Here is a 15,694-nt window from a genome sequence, read left to right as displayed (position 1 = left end):
TCCGCGGCCCGATGGACCGCTACTTTCCATTTCATTCCGCCGCCGCACGGGCGCGGGCAAAGACATCCTCCATCCGCCAGTGCTGGTTCGGATAGTGCCCACCCAAGGCCCATTCGTCCCAACCGTGATGGCGGCGCATCTCGCCCATCAGACCGCTGCTACGGGTGGTCTGGGCGTCAAAGCCCTCGGCCCGCTCGGCATCCGGCCCGACAAAGATCGCGTCCTGCTGACAGTAAAGTTCGCACATGAAGCAGGTCTGGCAATCCCCTGCCCGTGCGATGACCGGGGGCTGGCCGGGCACGGCGTCAAAAACCCCAGTCGGACAGACCTCGACGCAGGTCCCACAGGCGTTGCAGCTGTCGGACAGGATGAATTCTATCATGCGGCCTGCCTTTCCGGTTCGGGCGCGGCAATCGGGCGATCAAGCCCATGCACCCGGATGCGCCGCGCCAGTGCGGGATCGGGTTGCGGATGGTCCTCGCGTTGGTGGATGCCGCGGCTTTCGGCGCGGGTGATCGACGCCAGCAGCGACCAGCGGGCCGAGGCCGTCATCGCCGCCAACTCGCGCAGGTCGGAGCCAGCCAGCACGGACCAGGCCTGATCCAGCACGGCAAGGCTGGCGCGCAGACGCACCCCGTCGCGGAACAGCGCCTTGTCATAGGACAGCATCGCGTCCTGCACCTGTGCAAGGATCGCGGGGGCGTCGATCTGTGGTCCCCCGGCCGGATGCAGCCCGGCCCCGCCTATCCCCTGAGCGCCGCTGCGCCGGGTGCTGCGCGCGGCGAAACGCGCGGCCCCTGCCCCGGCCCATTGCCCCGAGGACAGCGCCCATGCCGAATTGATGTTCCCCCCGCCCGAGATCGCACCCGCCACCAGTTCGCGGGTCGCCGCGTCGCCCGCAACGAACAGGCCGGGCACGCCCGCGCCGCAATCCCTGTCCTCGACCGCGATGCCGCCAATGCCGCGGATCGTGCCCTCGCCATGCAGGGTGACCTCGAATTTCTGGGTGTAGGGGTCGATCCCCCAGCGCCGGAAGGGCAGCAGGAAATTCGGCGAAATGGTCGGGACCTGCGCGCGGATATCGGCGGGGGTGCGGGCCAGATCGGCAAAGACCGGGCCTTGCAGCAGCGCCGCCGCCAAGGGCCGGGTGATATCCGGTCCGCCAATGGGCAGGACCTGCCCGGCCTCATCGTAATAGGTCGCAAAGGCAAAGGACATCGAGCGGGTCAGCGTCGTGCGCGCCGGTGCGATGCAATAGACCGAGGTGAACTCCATCCCCGACAGCTGCGCGCCCGCCTCGGCGGCCATCAGGTAGCCGTCGCCAGTGTTGTTATGCGACCCCAGCAGATGCGAACGGAACGATGTGCCCCCGGTCGCAAGGACGACCGCGCCGCTTTCCACCTGCCAATCGGTGCCGCCGGGATGGCGAATACCGCGCGCGCCGCCGATGCTGCCATCGGCATGGCGCAGCAGTTCCCGCGCCGGGGCATGGTCGATGATGGTGACGCCAATCTGCTCCAGCCGGCGGCGCAGCGCGCGCATATATTCCGGGCCGCGGAGTGCGCGGTAGCGCGGCTGTCCTTGCTCATCGCGGGAAAAATCATAGACATCGGAAATGGTTGGCAGGCTTTCCCATGTAGTTTCGAGGATGCGCTCCATCCAGACCGGGTCGTTCAGCCCGCCCGATTGTGCCAGCCGCTTGGCGATGGCGGCGGGGCGGTCGGCGGGGGCGACCCACCAATGGCCCGGTCCGGCCGTCGCGGTAACGCCCGACGTGCCCAACCAACCCTTTTCGACCAGCACCACCGAGGCCCCGGCCCGGCGCGCGCCGATGGCGGCCCATGCGCCCGCCATGCCGCCGCCGATCACCAGCACATCGGTGGTGATGGAGAAGCCCGCCCTCAATGCGCTGCCCCCTGTCGCACGCCCAGCCAATCCAGCAACTCGCCCCGGATACGGGCAAATTCCGGGTCAGCCACGTCGCGGGGACGCGGCAGGGCAATGCTCTCCTGATGAGCGATGACACCGTCCTTCATCACCAGAACACGATCGGCCAGAAGGATCGCCTCTTCGACATCATGGGTGACCAGCAGCACCGCGCAGCCGTGGCGCTGCCACAACTCGGCCACCAAGGCCTGCGCCTTTAGCCGGGTCAGCGCGTCCAACGCGGCAAATGGCTCGTCCAGCAGCAGCAGGTCCGGCTCGCGCACCAGCGCGCGGGCCAGCGAGGCCCGCTGGGCCTCGCCCCCCGACAACACCTTGGGCCAGACATCGGCGCGGTGACCGATGCCGACCTCGTCCAAAGCGCGTTCGGCGCGGGCGCGATCGGGGCGACCCGGAAGGCCCAGCAGGACATTGCGCCAGACCCGTTTCCAGGGCATCAGCCGGGGCGCCTGAAAGGCGATGGCGCGGCGGGTGGGAACGGTGACCTCACCGGAAAATTCCGGGTCCAGATCGCCAAGGATACGCAACAGCGTGGACTTGCCGCAGCCCGAGGCCCCCAGCAGGGCCACGAACTCACCGGGCTGGATATTCAAGTCAAGGTTGTCGATCACCCGACGCGTGCCGAAGCTGCGGGTCAGACCATGAACCGCCACGGCGGCGGGCGCGCTCAGGCGCCGGTGAAGCTGGGTCGCCATGACAGGAAGATCCTTTCAAGTGTGCGCACAACCAGATCGACCGCAAGGCCGAGGAAGGCATAGACGACAAGGCAGACGACGATCACGTCGGTCTGAAAGAACTCGCGCGCATTGGCCATCAGGTAGCCCACGCCCGCCGTCGCGTTGATCTGTTCGCCAAAGACCAGCGCCAGCCAAGCGATGCCCAGCGAATAGCGCAGCCCGACCAAGGCATTCGGCAGCGCGCCGGGCAGGATGACATGGCGCACAAGACCCCAGCGGCTAAGGCCCAGCGTCCGCCCTGCCTCGATCAGCGACTGGTCGACGCCGCGGATGCCGGCATAGACGTTGAGATACAGCGGGAACGCCGTGGCCAGCGCGATCAGCGCGATCTTGGGTGCCTCGCCGATGCCGAACCAGATGATCAGCAGCGGGATCAGCGCCACGTTCGGGACCGTGCGCAGCATCTGCATGGGCGCGTCCACCATATCCTCACCCAGCCGGGTCAGGCCGGACAGCACCGCCAGCAGCACGCCGATGCTGCCGCCGATGGCAAGGCCAGTCATCGCGCGGCTCATCGAGACGACGATGGCCGCCTGCAATTCACCGCTTTCGATCAGCTTGGCGGCACTGGACAGGACCGTTCCTGGTCCGGCCAGAACCTCGGCGGGCAGGATGCCGGTGCTTGAGGCCAGATGCCACAGCGCCACCAGCACCACCGGCCCCGTCGTGCGTCGCAGCCAGCGCGGCACCCGTGTCCCCCGCGCCGTCGCGGGGGTCAGGCGGACCAGATCGGCGCGGGCCGGACCCGAGGAACCGGCGGCGCTTTCGGCCTCGCGCGGGGGGGCGTAGCCGCGGGCGATCTCGGTGATGCTCATCAGTTCAGCGCCAGTTTCGGCAGATCGCGATAGACGTAATCGCCAAGGTTCAGCGAACCGGTCAGCACGCCCGCTTCAACCCAGGTGTCAAAGACATTCTGCAGCCCGGCGACAAACTCATCATCGATGGCGCGGGGCTGATAGGCAGTCTGTTCCGGGAAAAGCGGCTCGACCGTGGCGCGGTCCTGCTTGGTAAAGCCTTCATAGAAGGTCAGGAAGTCTTCCTTGTTGTCGCGCGCCCAGGCGTAGCTTTTGTCGATCCGCGACAGGTAATCCTGAATTGCCTTCAGCTTGGCGGGATCGGCCAAGGTCGGCTCGGTCACGGCATAGACGATATTGCCGGTATTGACGCCCTGCCCGTTGAAGATCTCACGCGCGCCAAGGACGCCGATGCTGCGGGCCTTGTAGATGCCCCAGATCGCCCAGGCATCGACGCCTTTGGACTGGAACGCGGCCGAGGCATCGGCCGGGGTCAGGAAGGCCAGTTTCACGTCCTTCTGGTCGATCCCTGCCTGTTTCAGGCTGCCCAAAGTCAGGTAATGCGCGACGCTGCCCCGCGTGGTCGGCGAGATGGTCTTGCCTTTCAGGTCGGCCAAAGTCTGGATCGGGCTGTCCTTCGGAACGATGATCGAGGTGCCAAGCCCACCATTGTTGAAGGCCGCCGCGATCTTGATTTTCGACCCGCCCGCAATGGCGCTGACGGCGGGGCTGTCGGCGGACATGCCGATATCGACCGCGCCAGCCTTCAGCGCCTCATGCAGGTTGACGGCGGCCGGATAGACCGACCATTCGATCTTGTAGGGCAGGTCGTTCAGAAGGCCCGCGGCCTCAAGCCGGGCGCGCTGTTCGCCGACCTGATCGCCGACGCGCAGGGTGACGGTGGACAGATCCTGCGCAAAACCCGGCAGGGCCAGCGACAGGGTGGCGGCGGCGGCAAGGCCCGCAAGGGCGCGGCGTGTGATCGTGCTCATGGGAGGCTCCTATTTCGGGTTCATTCAGCCGCGATGCGGCGAATGCTGTGACGGTTGGCGGGCTTGGGCAGCCCGAGTTGTTCGCGGAAAGTCGTGCCCTGATATTCGCGGCGGTAAATCCCGCGATCCTGCAGGATCGGGACGACCGTTTCGGCAAAGACCGACAGTTCATCGGGCAGCGAGTTGTTGTAGACAAACCCGTCGGCGGCTGGCTCAAGGAACCAGCGCTGGAAGGCATCCGCGACCTGTTCGGGGGTGCCGACGAAATCGGTGCGCGGAGTGGCGAAGCGCTGCGCGGTCTGACGCAGTGTCAGGTTTTCATCGCGGGCCAGCCGGATCACCCGCTCCGAGGTCGAACGGTTCGAGTTTTCCGCAAACCGCGCCACATCCGGGAAGGGCGCATCAAGGTCATATTGCGAGAAGTCGTGCTCATTGAACGACCGCGCCATGATCAGCAGCGCGTCCTCGATCGAGGTCAGGGCGATGAATTCCTGATATTTGCGCTCGGCCTCGGCCTCGGTCGAGCCGATGACCGGGCGCAGGCCGGGCAGCACGAACAGCTCATCCGGGTCGCGCCCGAAGCCCGCCGCGCGGCGCTTGACGTCGGCATAATAAGCCTTGGCCGATTGCAGGTCGTCATTCTGGACAAAGATCGCGTCCGAGCGCGCGGCGGCGAAGTTCTTGCCATCCTCGGAGGCCCCGGCCTGAAAGATCACCGGCTGGCCCTGCGGCGAACGGGACAGGTTCAGCGGCCCCTCGACCTGGAAGAACTGGCCGTGATGGTCCAAGCGGTGCAGCTTGGTCGGGTCGAAGAACTGCCCGCCCGCCTTGTCATGGGTCAGGGCATCGTCTTCCCATGAATCCCACAGACCCTGGACGACATCCAGATGCTCAGCCGCCAGACGGTAGCGGGTGGCGTGGTCGTAATGCTTCTCGCGCGAGTAGTTGCGGGCGGAGCCCTCAAGCCAGCTGGTCACCACATTCCAACCCGCGCGCCCGCCCGAGATATGGTCGAGCGAGCCGAACTGGCGCGCGACATTGAAGGGCTCGGCATAGCTGACGGTCAGGGTGCCGACCAACCCGATATGCTCGGTCACCGCCGCAAGCGCCGACAGAATGGTCAGCGGCTCGAACCGGTTCAGGTAATGCGGGCTGGATTTCGGGGTGATATGGACGCTGTCCGCAACGAACAGGAAATCGAACTTCGCCGCCTCGGCCAATTGCGCCTGACGCTTGTAATAGGCGAAATCGGTCGAGGCGCCGGCGGTGGCGCGCGGATGACGCCAATCGCCCCAGCCGGTGCCGTTGCCATGCATCATGAAGCCAAGTTTCAGCTGACGCGCACTCATCTGGCATTCCTTTCCCTGGCAAATCACGATGATTCTTGCCGTGTTTACTTGCCGCCAGATAACCCCGTGTTTGCGTCCCGATGAATTCCAAACTTGCCCCCGATGAGAGAAGGAAACTGCTGCCCGACCACGCCCCTGCGGATCAGGATTCCCGCGCCGTCAGCGGGCGGGCGCGATCTCGATCAGATCGCGCAGTTCTTCGACGCGGAAATCGCTGGCCAGAACCTTCAGCCGCAGCACCCAGTAACCGTCCAGCGGCAGCAGGAACCGGCCCGCATCAACGCTGCCCGCCGCCGCGGTGATCTGGTGGCGAAATGGGCCCAACCCATAGGCGGGCTTGGAAAGTTCGATCTCGACCGGCATGTCGTTGACCGGCTGACCGTCCAGACGCAGATCGGACAGGCGCAGCGTGACCGTGCCGACGCGCGGGGGCGACACTTCCAGCCGCGCCGAAATTGCCCCTTCGTTCAGTTGCATGACTGTGCTGGGCGGGCCTTGCGGCAGGCTGCGAGGCGGCGGCGTGAACTGCCACAGGGCGATGGTGCCGATGACCAGCAGCGCCAGAACCACCTCAACCCCGATGGCGATGCGCAAGGGCCGCGGATTGCCGCTTTCGGCACGCGGGGTCAGCCAATGCCGGTTCAGGGCCGCGAGTACCAGCAGCAGCGCGACCAGCGCCAGCTTGACCAACAGCACCCGCCCATAGGCCGTGGACCACAGTGCTGCCGGATGGCCTAGTTGCACCAGCGCAATCGCAACGCCCGAGGCCAGAAGCAGCGCCAGAACCCAAGGGATCGCCGCCGAGAACCGCCGCAGCGCGCCCTGCCCCGCTTGCGCCAGATCGGCCAGAAGCGGCACCAGAGCACCGATCCAGAAAGCCGCCGCAATCACATGCAGGGCGACCGCAGGCCGCATCAGCAATTGCGGCGCAGCGGTCGCCGCATGGCCCGTCGTCGCCGCAGCGAGTCCGGCCATGATCAGAGCAAGCGCGGCCGCCACGCGTCCCGGCAGCAGCGCCAGCGCCAGCCCCGTCCCGGCAAGCACAAAGGCCAGACCGGGCGGACCTGTCACCGCCTCGCGCCAGGGCGCGGTGCCCAGCAGGCCCGAGGGCGGCAAGGCCAGCAATTCCAGCCCGTTAAACCCGGCCAGAGCGGGCAGCAGGCACAGCCCCGCCCCCGCCGCAAGGCGCGGAAATACCGCGCGCCGCCCGGTCAGGAAGGCCGCATTCACGGCACCTCCGATCCCGAAAAACAGCGCCGCGATGAATATGGCCCGCAACGCCCAGACACCCGCACGGGTGAGCATCGGCGCGTCGGACTGGACCGTAATCGCGTCGCTTGGCGCGCCTACCGAAAACAGCAAGGCCCCGGCCACCGGATGACCGTCCGCCGAGGTCACGCGCCATGACACCAGATGGCTGCCCTGCGCCAGATCCGGCGGCAGCGCATAGGTCAGGCGCATCTCTGCCGGATCGGGCGGCGGCAGCAGCCGGGTCTTGCCATCCGCCGTGGTCAGGCGCGCGACCAGCGGGCGCACCGGCTCGCTGAAGGTCAGCGAGATCGAGGGTGGGGATGCCTCCAGAACCGTGGCATCGGCGGGGTCCGAGGCGATCAGGCTGGCATGGGAAAGCGCCACCCCTGCGGACAGGAGTAGCGCGATCAGAGCCCCCGCGATACGGGCGGCAAGGCTCATTGCGCGGGCAGTACCTGCAGGACCGGGGCCGGGCTTTCGGATTGCGCGCCGGGCTCGATCCAGCGCACCTGCTTGTCGCCGCAGACCTGCACCACCGGCAGCGCGATGGACTCGGGCGCGTCATCGGCGATGGTGGCACGCAGAATCAGGCGGGCCTTGTCGTGATCGGGCAGCGGCCCGCCCTGCCAGCCAACCTCGCCATTGCCGATGACCGGCTGCCAGCCCGGCTGGGCCAGAGGCTCGGCGCTGAGGCCCGCCGGAATGGCGACGCGAAGCGCCGTGGTCGCGGCCCCGGCGCAACCATGTCCGACGACCAGCGCCAGTTCGACAGCCTCGCCGCGCCGGGCCTGTTCGGGGGCGATGTGGATATGCGCCAGTGCAGGCAGGGGCAGCAGCGATGCCAGAATGGCCGCCGTCAGTCGTGTCGTTTTCATTGTCATGTTGTTACCAGCTTGAATCCAGACCCAGATGGCCAAGCGCCTGATGGCGCAGTTCAGCCAGACGCGGGTCGCCGCGATGGCGTGGATAGGGCAGATCGACCTGCAGATCGGCGACGATCCGCGCCGGACGCGGGCCAAAGACGATGACCCGCTGCGCCAGATACAGCGCCTCTTCGACATCGTGGGTGACCAGCACGGCGGTCAGGCCGCTTTGCTGCCAAAGCCGCACCAGTTCGGTCTGCATCGTCATTCGCGTCAGGCTGTCCAGCTTGCCCAAAGGCTCATCCAGCAGCAGGACGTTCGGACGGTTGACCAGCGCGCGGGCCAGTGCCACGCGCTGCGCCATGCCACCCGAAAGCTGATGCGGATAGGCCTTGTCAAAGCCGTTCAGCCCGACCAGCCGGATCGCCTCGTCGACGCGATGGCCTTCGGATTTCAGGGTGCCCTGCGCCTCAAGCCCCAGCGCGACATTGGCCCGGACATTTCGCCAGGGAAACAACGTCGGGTCCTGAAACACCAGAATGCGCGAGGGATCGGGATCGGCGACCTTTTCCCCCGCGACCTGGATCTGACCCTGCGCCGGGTGATCCAGCCCCGCGATCAGGCGCAGCAGCGTGGACTTGCCGCAACCCGAGGGGCCAAGCAGTGCGACGAATGAGCCGGGTTCGATATCGAAGGTAATATCGTCCAGCACCGGCAGCGGCGCGCCTTCCAGATCGAAGTGATGCGAGACCGTCTGGATGTTGATCTCGGTGCCCGCCGCTTGCGGGACGGTCTTCAGTGCCGAAGCTACCAACGGACGACTCCTTTTTGCCAGACCAGCACGCGGTCGCGGATGCGGAACAGAAGCGTGATCAGGCCCGAGCACATCGCCGCCATCACGAACAGCGCAGCATACATGTTGGCGTAAGCTGCCCAGCCCTGTGCCCATTGCAGATACCAGCCAAGGCCTGCCTCGACGCCCAGCATCTCGGCCACGACCAGCACGGCGAAGGACGTGGACAGCCCCATGAACAGCCCGACAAAGACATGCGGCAGGGCAGCCGGGATCGCCACGCGGGTGATCAGGAACAAAGGCGAGGCACCCAGCGTCCGCGCGATCTCATAGTAATCGCGGTTGACCGAGGCGATGCCCGACCATGTCAGGACCGCAACCGGGAAGGCCGTGGAAAACGCGATCAGGAAAACGCTGGCCGAACCCGAGGTCGGAAAGATGAAGAAGGCCAGCGGCAGCCATGCCGTCGCGGGCAACGGGCCGATATAGCGCAACAGCGGCGTCACCCAGTAGCTGACCGCCCGCGACCAGCCCATGCCGACGCCGATCGCAAAGCCCGCCAGCGCCCCAAAGAAGAACCCCTTGGCCAGCAACCAGACCGAGAAGGACGCGCTGTGCAGGATCTTGGGCCAGTCATAGATAAAGACCTCAAGCAAGGCCTGCGGCGTCGGAAAGAAGGGCTGCGGCAGCGTCCCGGTCTTGGCGGTCAGCACGGTCCAGACGGCCATGCCGATGCCGATGGCCAAAAGCCACGGCGCCCGCAAGGCCGTCCAGCGCCCGACGCGGCCCAGCCGCGACCCGGCAAGGCCAAGCGCCACCAGCGCCACGCCGACTGCCCCCCAGACCAGCGCCAGTTCGCGGACCAGCGGCTGATAGGTTAGGTCCTGCCACAGCAGCAGGATCGCCGCTGCGGCAAACCAGCTGAGCGCGGCCAGCAGGGTGACCCGCTGAACCGGAGCACGCGCCGGTGGTTCGGCCCGTATCTCGGCCTCGATGTCGATGGAAGCCATCTTGTCCCCCTTACGCGGTCAGCACGTCGGCATAGACCCGTTCCGCGAATTCCTGCGGATCGGTCGAGCGGCGGAAGATGTTGATGGCGCGCAGCTCCTCGGCATATTGCGCGATCTCGGATTTGAGATCGGCACCGGTCGGCGTGTGGTCATGGGTCTGGTCCTTAAGCACCGCGATCAGATCCGCGACGGTCCGGTTCTTGGGGGCCTGCGGCAGGAACGCCTTGGCCGCGTCCTCGGGTTTGGCCACCGTCCAGTCCTGCGCCTCCAGCAGCGCGCGGGTCAGGGCGCGGGCGGTATCGGGGTCGTCGCGCAACAGGCTACCCGACAGACCGGCGATGCAGCAGACCCGGTTCTCGAAACCGTGGTCAAGGTTCGAGGCGACCTGCACATATTTGCCGGGCGTGTCGTTCAGCCAGAAATAGGCGCGCGGATCGCCGTCGGCGATGGCATCAATCTCGCCCCGCTGTGCAGCAAGCTCCAGCACGTCGGTCGAGAAGGCGCGCCATTTCACGTCGGTTTCCGGATTGATGCCCGCCTGATGCAGCAGGATCGAGAAGAAGTTCTTGCCGGGCGCGGCAAGATCGGTGACGCCGATGGTCTTGCCCTTCAGGTCGGCCAGATCCTTGATCCCGGTCGATTGCAGCGCCACCAGACGCGAACAGCCGCCATGCGTGCCCGCAGTTATCTTGACGTCAAAGCCCTGCTCCAGGGCCTTCAGCCAGCGCAGCGCCATGCCGATGCCGCCATCCGCCTTGCCGGTGGCGATCGCCTCTAGCAGCGCCTCGGTCGAGGCGCCGAAGTTCACGATCTCGACCTGCAACCCGTGCTTTTCAAAGATGCCATGTTCTTGCGCGACAAATACCGGGGCAAGACAGATCGCTGAGGCGTTCGAGGCGAACTTGATCGGCTTCAGCCCCGCCGCACCCTGTGCGCGGGCCAATGACCCGACGCCAAGGCCAAGGAAGGGGGCGGCCAAAGCCGCGCCAAGGCCCGAACGCAGCAGCGTCCGGCGCGACGTGGTCACAACATTCTGGGTCATGATGGAGGTTCCTTATTCTGCAGCGTGGCTGTGAAGGGTTTCATTGGCCACCAGCGCGCGCACGCGCGGGATCAGTTCGCGCCCGTATTGCAGCGCGTCCGGCAACGGGTCGAAACCGCGGATCAGGAAGGTCGAGATGCCCAGCCGGTAATAGTCCAGCATCGCCTCGGCCACCTGATCGGGCGTGCCCACCAGCGAGGTCGAATTGCCATTTGCCCCGGTCAGCGCGGCGATCTCGGTCCAGAGCCGCTTGTCCAGCCGCCCGCCCTTGGCCGCCGCCGCCAGCAACCGGCGCGAGCCCTCGTTCTGGGGCTGGGCCGGATTGAGCGTATTGACCAGTTGCTGCCCGCCGCCCGCCGCGCGCAGGGCCTTGGCGCTTTCAAGGATGCGGGCTGCCTTGGCCCAGGCGGCATCCTCGGTCTCGGCCAGGATCGGGCGCAGCGATAGCGAAAAGCGCGGATTGCGGCCATGTTTCGCGGCAGCGGCGCGCACGGCGGCGATGGTCTCGGCAACCTGATCGTAGGTCTCGCCCCATAGGGCATAGACATCGGCATGCTGGCCCGCGACCTCGATCGCGGCGGGCGATGAGCCGCCGAAATAGATCGGGACGCCCTCGGGGCCTTGAGGCTTCACATCCGAGAACCCGCCCCTGACGCGATAGTATTCGCCAGCATAGTCGAAGGGTTCGGCGCTGGACCATTCCTGACGGATGATATCCAGATATTCGCGGCTACGGGCGTAACGTTCGTCCTTGGTCAGCCAGTCGCCGTCCTGCTGCAATTCGCGGTCATTGCCGCCGGTGATGATATGCACCGCGACACGCCCATCGGTCAGGTGGTCCAGCGTGGCCAGCTGCCGTGCCGCCAATGTCGGCGCGGTGAAGCCGGGCCGATGCGCCAGCATCAGCTTGAGCCGGGTGGTTCGGCTGGCGACATATTGCCCGACGAACAGGCTGTCGGGCGTCGCCGAGTGAAAGGCCAGCAGCACCCGATCAAAGCCGCCTTCCTCGTGGATCGCGGCCGAGGCGCGGATAAATTCACGGTCGATGATCGGACCGTGGCGGGCCACCGTTTCCGAGGCATTGTGATTTCCGATGAAGCCGATGAATTCGACGGACATGGCGGTTCTCCTTGTGTCAAAGTCCCAGGGCGGCGCGTCCGGCGGTGACCAGAACGCTGTCTTCTTGCGGGCTGTGGATGCGGCCGCACAGAACGTCGCGGTAATGACGTTCCAGCGGATTGCGGCGGCTGATGCCGTGATTGCCGGCCAGCTTCAGCGCGCCTTCGACGGCGGCGATGGCGTTTTCGGTGGCGACATGCTTGATGATCCCGGTTTCGCGCGCGGTAGGTGGCTCTCCGGCATCGGCTTCCCCCGAGGCCGACAGGATCAGCCGCAGGTTCACCGCGATCCGTTCCTCGATCGCACCAAGGGCTTCCTGCATTCGCGGCAATTCGGCCAGCGGCTTGCCCAGATTGGCCGGAACGCGGGATTTCAGGAAGCTCACGATCCAGTCGCGCCCGGCCTCGGCCACGCCGGTGTAAAGTGCCGCGATCAGCAGGCTGGCCCAGGCGGCGGCCTCGTCGCCGCGGATGGCCCATTCCGAGGGCCGCCGGATATCCGCGGCATGGTCGGCGGGCAGGAAGACATCCTCGAATTGCACGTCATGGCTTGACGATGCCCGCAGGCCCAGCGTGTCCCAATTGGGCTGGATATGCACCCCAAGCGCATCCATCGGCACCAGGAACTGCCCCACGCGCGGCTCGTCTTCGTCGGTGCGGGCCCAGACGACACCCCAGCGCAGGCCCTCGCTGCCGGTCGAATAAATCTTGCGCCCCGACAGCAACCAGCCGTCCTCGGTCCGGCGGGCGATCGTGGCCGGCAGGCCTCCGCGCATCGGCGTGCCCAGTTCGGGTTCGACGCGCAGCGCGTTGATCAGCGCGCCTTCGGTGGCAGCGCCACGCACAACCCGCGTTGCGAGTTCCAAGGGCCAGCGGCTACGATGCAGCGTCGCCAGATGGGCATATTGCATGACCAAGATCAGCGCGACGGCCGGATCGCCTCGGCCGATTTCGCGGATGACCTGCGCGGCCAAGGCCAGACCACCGCCCTGCCCGCCCAATTCCTTGGGCGCGGTCAGAGCCAGCAAACCTGCCTCCCGCAGAGCCGCGACGTGGCGGCCCGGAAACCGCGCGGCCTGATCGTCTTCGGCAGCGGTGGTCGCGAATTCGTCGCCCAGCCTGCGCGCGATTTCCACCTCGGCGGGCTGGGATGTGACTGAGCTGATGAGCATGAACTGGCCCTTGGGTGGCGTCAGGAAACACGATTACTGTAGTCGTGTTTCCTGACAGACTCTATTCCAAAGGCGGGCGACGAAAGGGAAGCATTTGCTATCTGCGCTGCCTGTCGAAAGCTGGGAAAGGGGCGGAAACGCAGGAAAGCATCGAAGTTCACGCAGGCGCAGAAGGCGTTCATTTTGGAGCAAGGCGAGGATGGATCAGCCTTCAGGCAGCAATCAGCCAGGCGGCCTACTTCAACTGAAAAAGTACGGCGGCTTGTTGCCTGACGAGATGTGGCGACCGAAGTTGCTCGAGGATGAGAATGTGCGGCTCAAGAAAATCGTCGTAGCTCTCACCCCTCGCGAGATTGTGCAGGACGTTACTCGGCGAAAGCTCTGAAGCCGGAACGGACGCGTGAACAGGTTCGCGGGATGTGTGCTGACTGGCAGTCTCGATCCGTTGGGCGTGCGAGGCCTTGCGGGTCGATTGTTCAAGCTACTACGAGAAGTCCCGCCGCACCGATCCGCCTGCGCTGAAAGCGCGGATCAAGGAGACCTGCGAAACACGTGAGCGCTTCATGTTGTTCTCGACGGGCTGGATGTCGATGGGCATGCAGCCCAGGATCAAGACGCCGTAGCGGAGAGTGAAGGCGAAGTTGCGCGAAGATCGTGCCGAGGCCGTCGCTCCGAAGGATGTTTGGGCAATGGAATGGGGTGGACCAGAAAAAGTCCGGGGGATTGTTGTCCCGCCGAATGGGCATGACCAACTGGCCTTGGACCAAAAGCTACGAATGCTGACCGTAGTTAATATCCATCCTCAGCTATGTCCCTTTTCGGAGGCGCGCTGTTCGGCTGATCCGGCGTGTAGATACTGTAGGGCACCGAAGCACTGCGGATCACCCCCGAAGACGCTGGCAAGACTCTCAACCGGGGCTTCGGTCTTCGAGATCGCATTGGCCTAAAAGACGCCCAAGCAAAACGGTTCGAGGCACGGTCGTGCTGGGCAGCATGACCCTCCCTCGATCTGTGGCAATAGGTTTCAAGCGCAGACTGCTCTTCGAAGATCGGGGGATTGGTCATCACCTGATATTCTTGGCTATGATGGATCACCCGCTTGCCGTCGATATTCTCGATGATCGTGCTGTCGCCAGCCTTGCCCGAGATCGGCAGATGCAATGTCGCCGGTCAATCCTTACCCGCCATACCGCCCGCAAAATGCGTGAAGGGCTCAGCCTCCAGCGCCGATGACGCCGCCTTCGCGAGGGTGGCGAAATTGTCCAGCAGATATTGCGCCCAAGCGGCCACGCTCAACCCGATCTGGCTACCGTCGAATTCCTGATACTTGGATTCAAGCTGCCAAAGGATACCCGCAACCAGCCCCATCTTATTCATCCCATCCGTGGTCGAGATGTCTAGGCCGAGACGATCACACTGCCATATTTTGAGGTCCATTCGATCGAATTAGGCCGCGCCGCGCCATTGCGCTGCATGCCTCGTAGAAACACCCAGAGATTGGTCCCGGTATCAACCTTCCAGTCCAATAATCGAGCCGTGATGATCTGATCATGCGCGCGATGATAGACCAACCGGATGCACGCCTCGGCCATGCCTGACAAGGTGGTTCCGGCGATAAGCGCCGCGACGATTGGGATAGGAAAGGGCGATTTCCGCTTATGCTCATGGCAGCTTTATCGAGGAGTTTCGCAAAAGACCCGCCTTGGGAAAGAGTTTCCGTTGGCGCCAATATCGATAAGACGGGCCGGAGAGTTGGCCACAGTATGGCCGTGGTGCTGAGCTTCACTCTGGCCGGCTTCCTGAATGTCTGGGGCGAAAAGGGAAATGGGTCTGGTCGGCTGACATGCTGCTTGTCGTTGACCGAAAGCAGAACTATTGGGCCGCTTCCCGCCCAGAACGGTTTATCGTCGGGCCTCAGCATCGACGAAGAGGTCGATACCAAGCAGTTCAATCTGACCCTGCAGGAAGGCTATCGATTCTACGAGTCCGATAATATCATGCTGGATGCACTGGCAGGAGCGCGGTATTGGCCCATCTCGAACTGCCTGACGGTTTCGGCATTGGGCCAGTCTCGTCGGTTCAAGGAAAACTTCTCGTGGTTGAACCCTCTTGCCGGGGCGCGGATATTTGCAACTGCCAAAGAGGCATGGTGCGTACAGGCCAAGAGGATATTGGCGGTTTGAGCATAGGTGCGGACAAAACCTGTCGCTACTGGCGATGGTAAATCGTCTCCGACGAATGCCTCGCTATCGGTTGGTTACAAGGTGCTTGTCTTCAATTACAGGGATGATGGGCATGGCTATGATATGCAGTTGCGCGGCCCGGTCATCGGCGCGACCTAGCGGTTTTAAGCCATCAATGCCGCATCGCAAATCTCTCTTGCCCCAGCAAAACATCTGCATGCTTGCGCGTTAATTACCACGTGAGATCCCACAGGGACGAACCCGCCTCGCGTAAGCCAACTTGTGAGCAGGTAGTCACGTCGAACGACAGACCTATTTCCACGCGCGACGCAGGTTGAACCGTCCTCGAATGCACTGCCGACATGACCGGGATAGACTGTCGGCTGTCCTTCATGGATAGCGCGTCGGGCCAAAGGATCTGCACTCCCCCGGGTCGCGGTCAAACT

Annotated in this window: 16 protein-coding genes; 1 reads left to right on the top strand and 15 read right to left on the bottom strand. The window is 64.9% G+C overall.

Annotated elements, in window-relative coordinates:
• Positions 1-31: 31 nt before the first annotated feature.
• The 15 genes from IB235_RS17855 to IB235_RS25220 form a co-directional block, all read right to left on the bottom strand.
• Positions 32-382, bottom strand: coding sequence for a ferredoxin family protein (locus tag IB235_RS17855; RefSeq protein WP_192337839.1), 351 nt, complete (start codon positions 380-382; stop codon positions 32-34).
• Entirely contained in the window at positions 379-1,905 is a 1,527-nt protein-coding gene (locus tag IB235_RS17850) for an FAD-dependent oxidoreductase (protein WP_225612450.1), read from the bottom strand. Before IB235_RS17850 ends, IB235_RS17855 begins: the two co-directional genes overlap by 4 nt.
• Positions 1,902-2,639 carry an ABC transporter ATP-binding protein gene (locus IB235_RS17845; protein WP_192337838.1) on the bottom strand — a complete coding sequence of 246 codons (738 nt, stop codon included), beginning with the start codon at positions 2,637-2,639 and terminating at the stop codon, positions 1,902-1,904. Before IB235_RS17845 ends, IB235_RS17850 begins: the two co-directional genes overlap by 4 nt.
• Positions 2,612-3,496 (bottom strand): ABC transporter permease subunit, encoded by an 885-nt coding sequence (locus IB235_RS17840; RefSeq protein WP_192337837.1) that lies wholly within the window; start codon positions 3,494-3,496, stop codon positions 2,612-2,614. The genes IB235_RS17845 and IB235_RS17840 overlap by 28 nt, the downstream gene beginning before the upstream one ends.
• Positions 3,496-4,467: an ABC transporter substrate-binding protein gene (locus tag IB235_RS17835; RefSeq protein WP_155041261.1), complete on the bottom strand. Its 972-nt coding sequence runs from the start codon at positions 4,465-4,467 to the stop codon at positions 3,496-3,498. The genes IB235_RS17840 and IB235_RS17835 overlap by 1 nt, the downstream gene beginning before the upstream one ends.
• Positions 4,468-4,487: 20 nt before the next feature.
• Positions 4,488-5,816: an LLM class flavin-dependent oxidoreductase gene (locus IB235_RS17830; RefSeq protein ID WP_192337836.1), complete on the bottom strand. Its 1,329-nt coding sequence runs from the start codon at positions 5,814-5,816 to the stop codon at positions 4,488-4,490.
• 159 nt (positions 5,817-5,975) lie between these two features.
• Complete coding sequence (locus IB235_RS17825) at positions 5,976-7,508, bottom strand: copper resistance CopC/CopD family protein (protein ID WP_192337835.1); 1,533 nt, start codon at positions 7,506-7,508, stop codon at positions 5,976-5,978.
• A complete protein-coding gene (locus IB235_RS17820; protein ID WP_192337834.1) occupies positions 7,505-7,942 on the bottom strand; it encodes a DUF1775 domain-containing protein in 438 nt (145 codons plus the stop codon). The genes IB235_RS17825 and IB235_RS17820 overlap by 4 nt, the downstream gene beginning before the upstream one ends.
• 10 nt (positions 7,943-7,952) lie before the next feature.
• The gene (locus IB235_RS17815) at positions 7,953-8,744 is read right to left on the bottom strand and encodes an ABC transporter ATP-binding protein (protein ID WP_192337833.1); all 792 of its coding nucleotides are present in this window, start codon (positions 8,742-8,744) and stop codon (positions 7,953-7,955) included.
• The gene (locus IB235_RS17810; RefSeq protein ID WP_192337832.1) at positions 8,738-9,733 is read right to left on the bottom strand and encodes an ABC transporter permease; all 996 of its coding nucleotides are present in this window, start codon (positions 9,731-9,733) and stop codon (positions 8,738-8,740) included. The genes IB235_RS17815 and IB235_RS17810 overlap by 7 nt, the downstream gene beginning before the upstream one ends.
• A 10-nt stretch (positions 9,734-9,743) precedes the next feature.
• Positions 9,744-10,775 (bottom strand): ABC transporter substrate-binding protein, encoded by a 1,032-nt coding sequence (locus tag IB235_RS17805; protein WP_192337831.1) that lies wholly within the window; start codon positions 10,773-10,775, stop codon positions 9,744-9,746.
• A 12-nt stretch (positions 10,776-10,787) separates the two neighbouring features.
• The gene (locus IB235_RS17800) at positions 10,788-11,894 is read right to left on the bottom strand and encodes an LLM class flavin-dependent oxidoreductase (protein ID WP_192337830.1); all 1,107 of its coding nucleotides are present in this window, start codon (positions 11,892-11,894) and stop codon (positions 10,788-10,790) included.
• Positions 11,895-11,910: 16 nt separating this feature from the next.
• A complete protein-coding gene (locus tag IB235_RS17795) occupies positions 11,911-13,065 on the bottom strand; it encodes an acyl-CoA dehydrogenase family protein (protein ID WP_192337829.1) in 1,155 nt (384 codons plus the stop codon).
• Positions 13,066-13,854: 789 nt separating this feature from the next.
• Positions 13,855-14,226 (bottom strand): linear amide C-N hydrolase, encoded by a 372-nt coding sequence (locus tag IB235_RS25885; RefSeq protein ID WP_225612449.1) that lies wholly within the window; start codon positions 14,224-14,226, stop codon positions 13,855-13,857.
• Between the two features lie 9 nt (positions 14,227-14,235).
• Complete coding sequence (locus tag IB235_RS25220; protein ID WP_225612448.1) at positions 14,236-14,433, bottom strand: hypothetical protein; 198 nt, start codon at positions 14,431-14,433, stop codon at positions 14,236-14,238.
• A 395-nt stretch (positions 14,434-14,828) separates the two neighbouring features.
• Here IB235_RS25220 and IB235_RS17785 point away from each other — a divergent pair, with 395 nt between their 5' ends.
• On the top strand, positions 14,829-15,248 hold the full coding sequence (locus IB235_RS17785; RefSeq protein WP_192337828.1) for a hypothetical protein: 420 nt from the start codon (positions 14,829-14,831) through the stop codon (positions 15,246-15,248).
• Positions 15,249-15,694 lie beyond the last annotated feature (446 nt).

Origin of the sequence: Paracoccus sp. PAR01, from assembly GCF_014851995.1 — a bacterium.
GTDB lineage: Bacteria > Pseudomonadota > Alphaproteobacteria > Rhodobacterales > Rhodobacteraceae > Paracoccus > Paracoccus litorisediminis.
The sequence above is the reverse complement of the archived record's forward strand: the minus strand, read 5'-3'. Positions and strand labels throughout refer to the sequence as shown.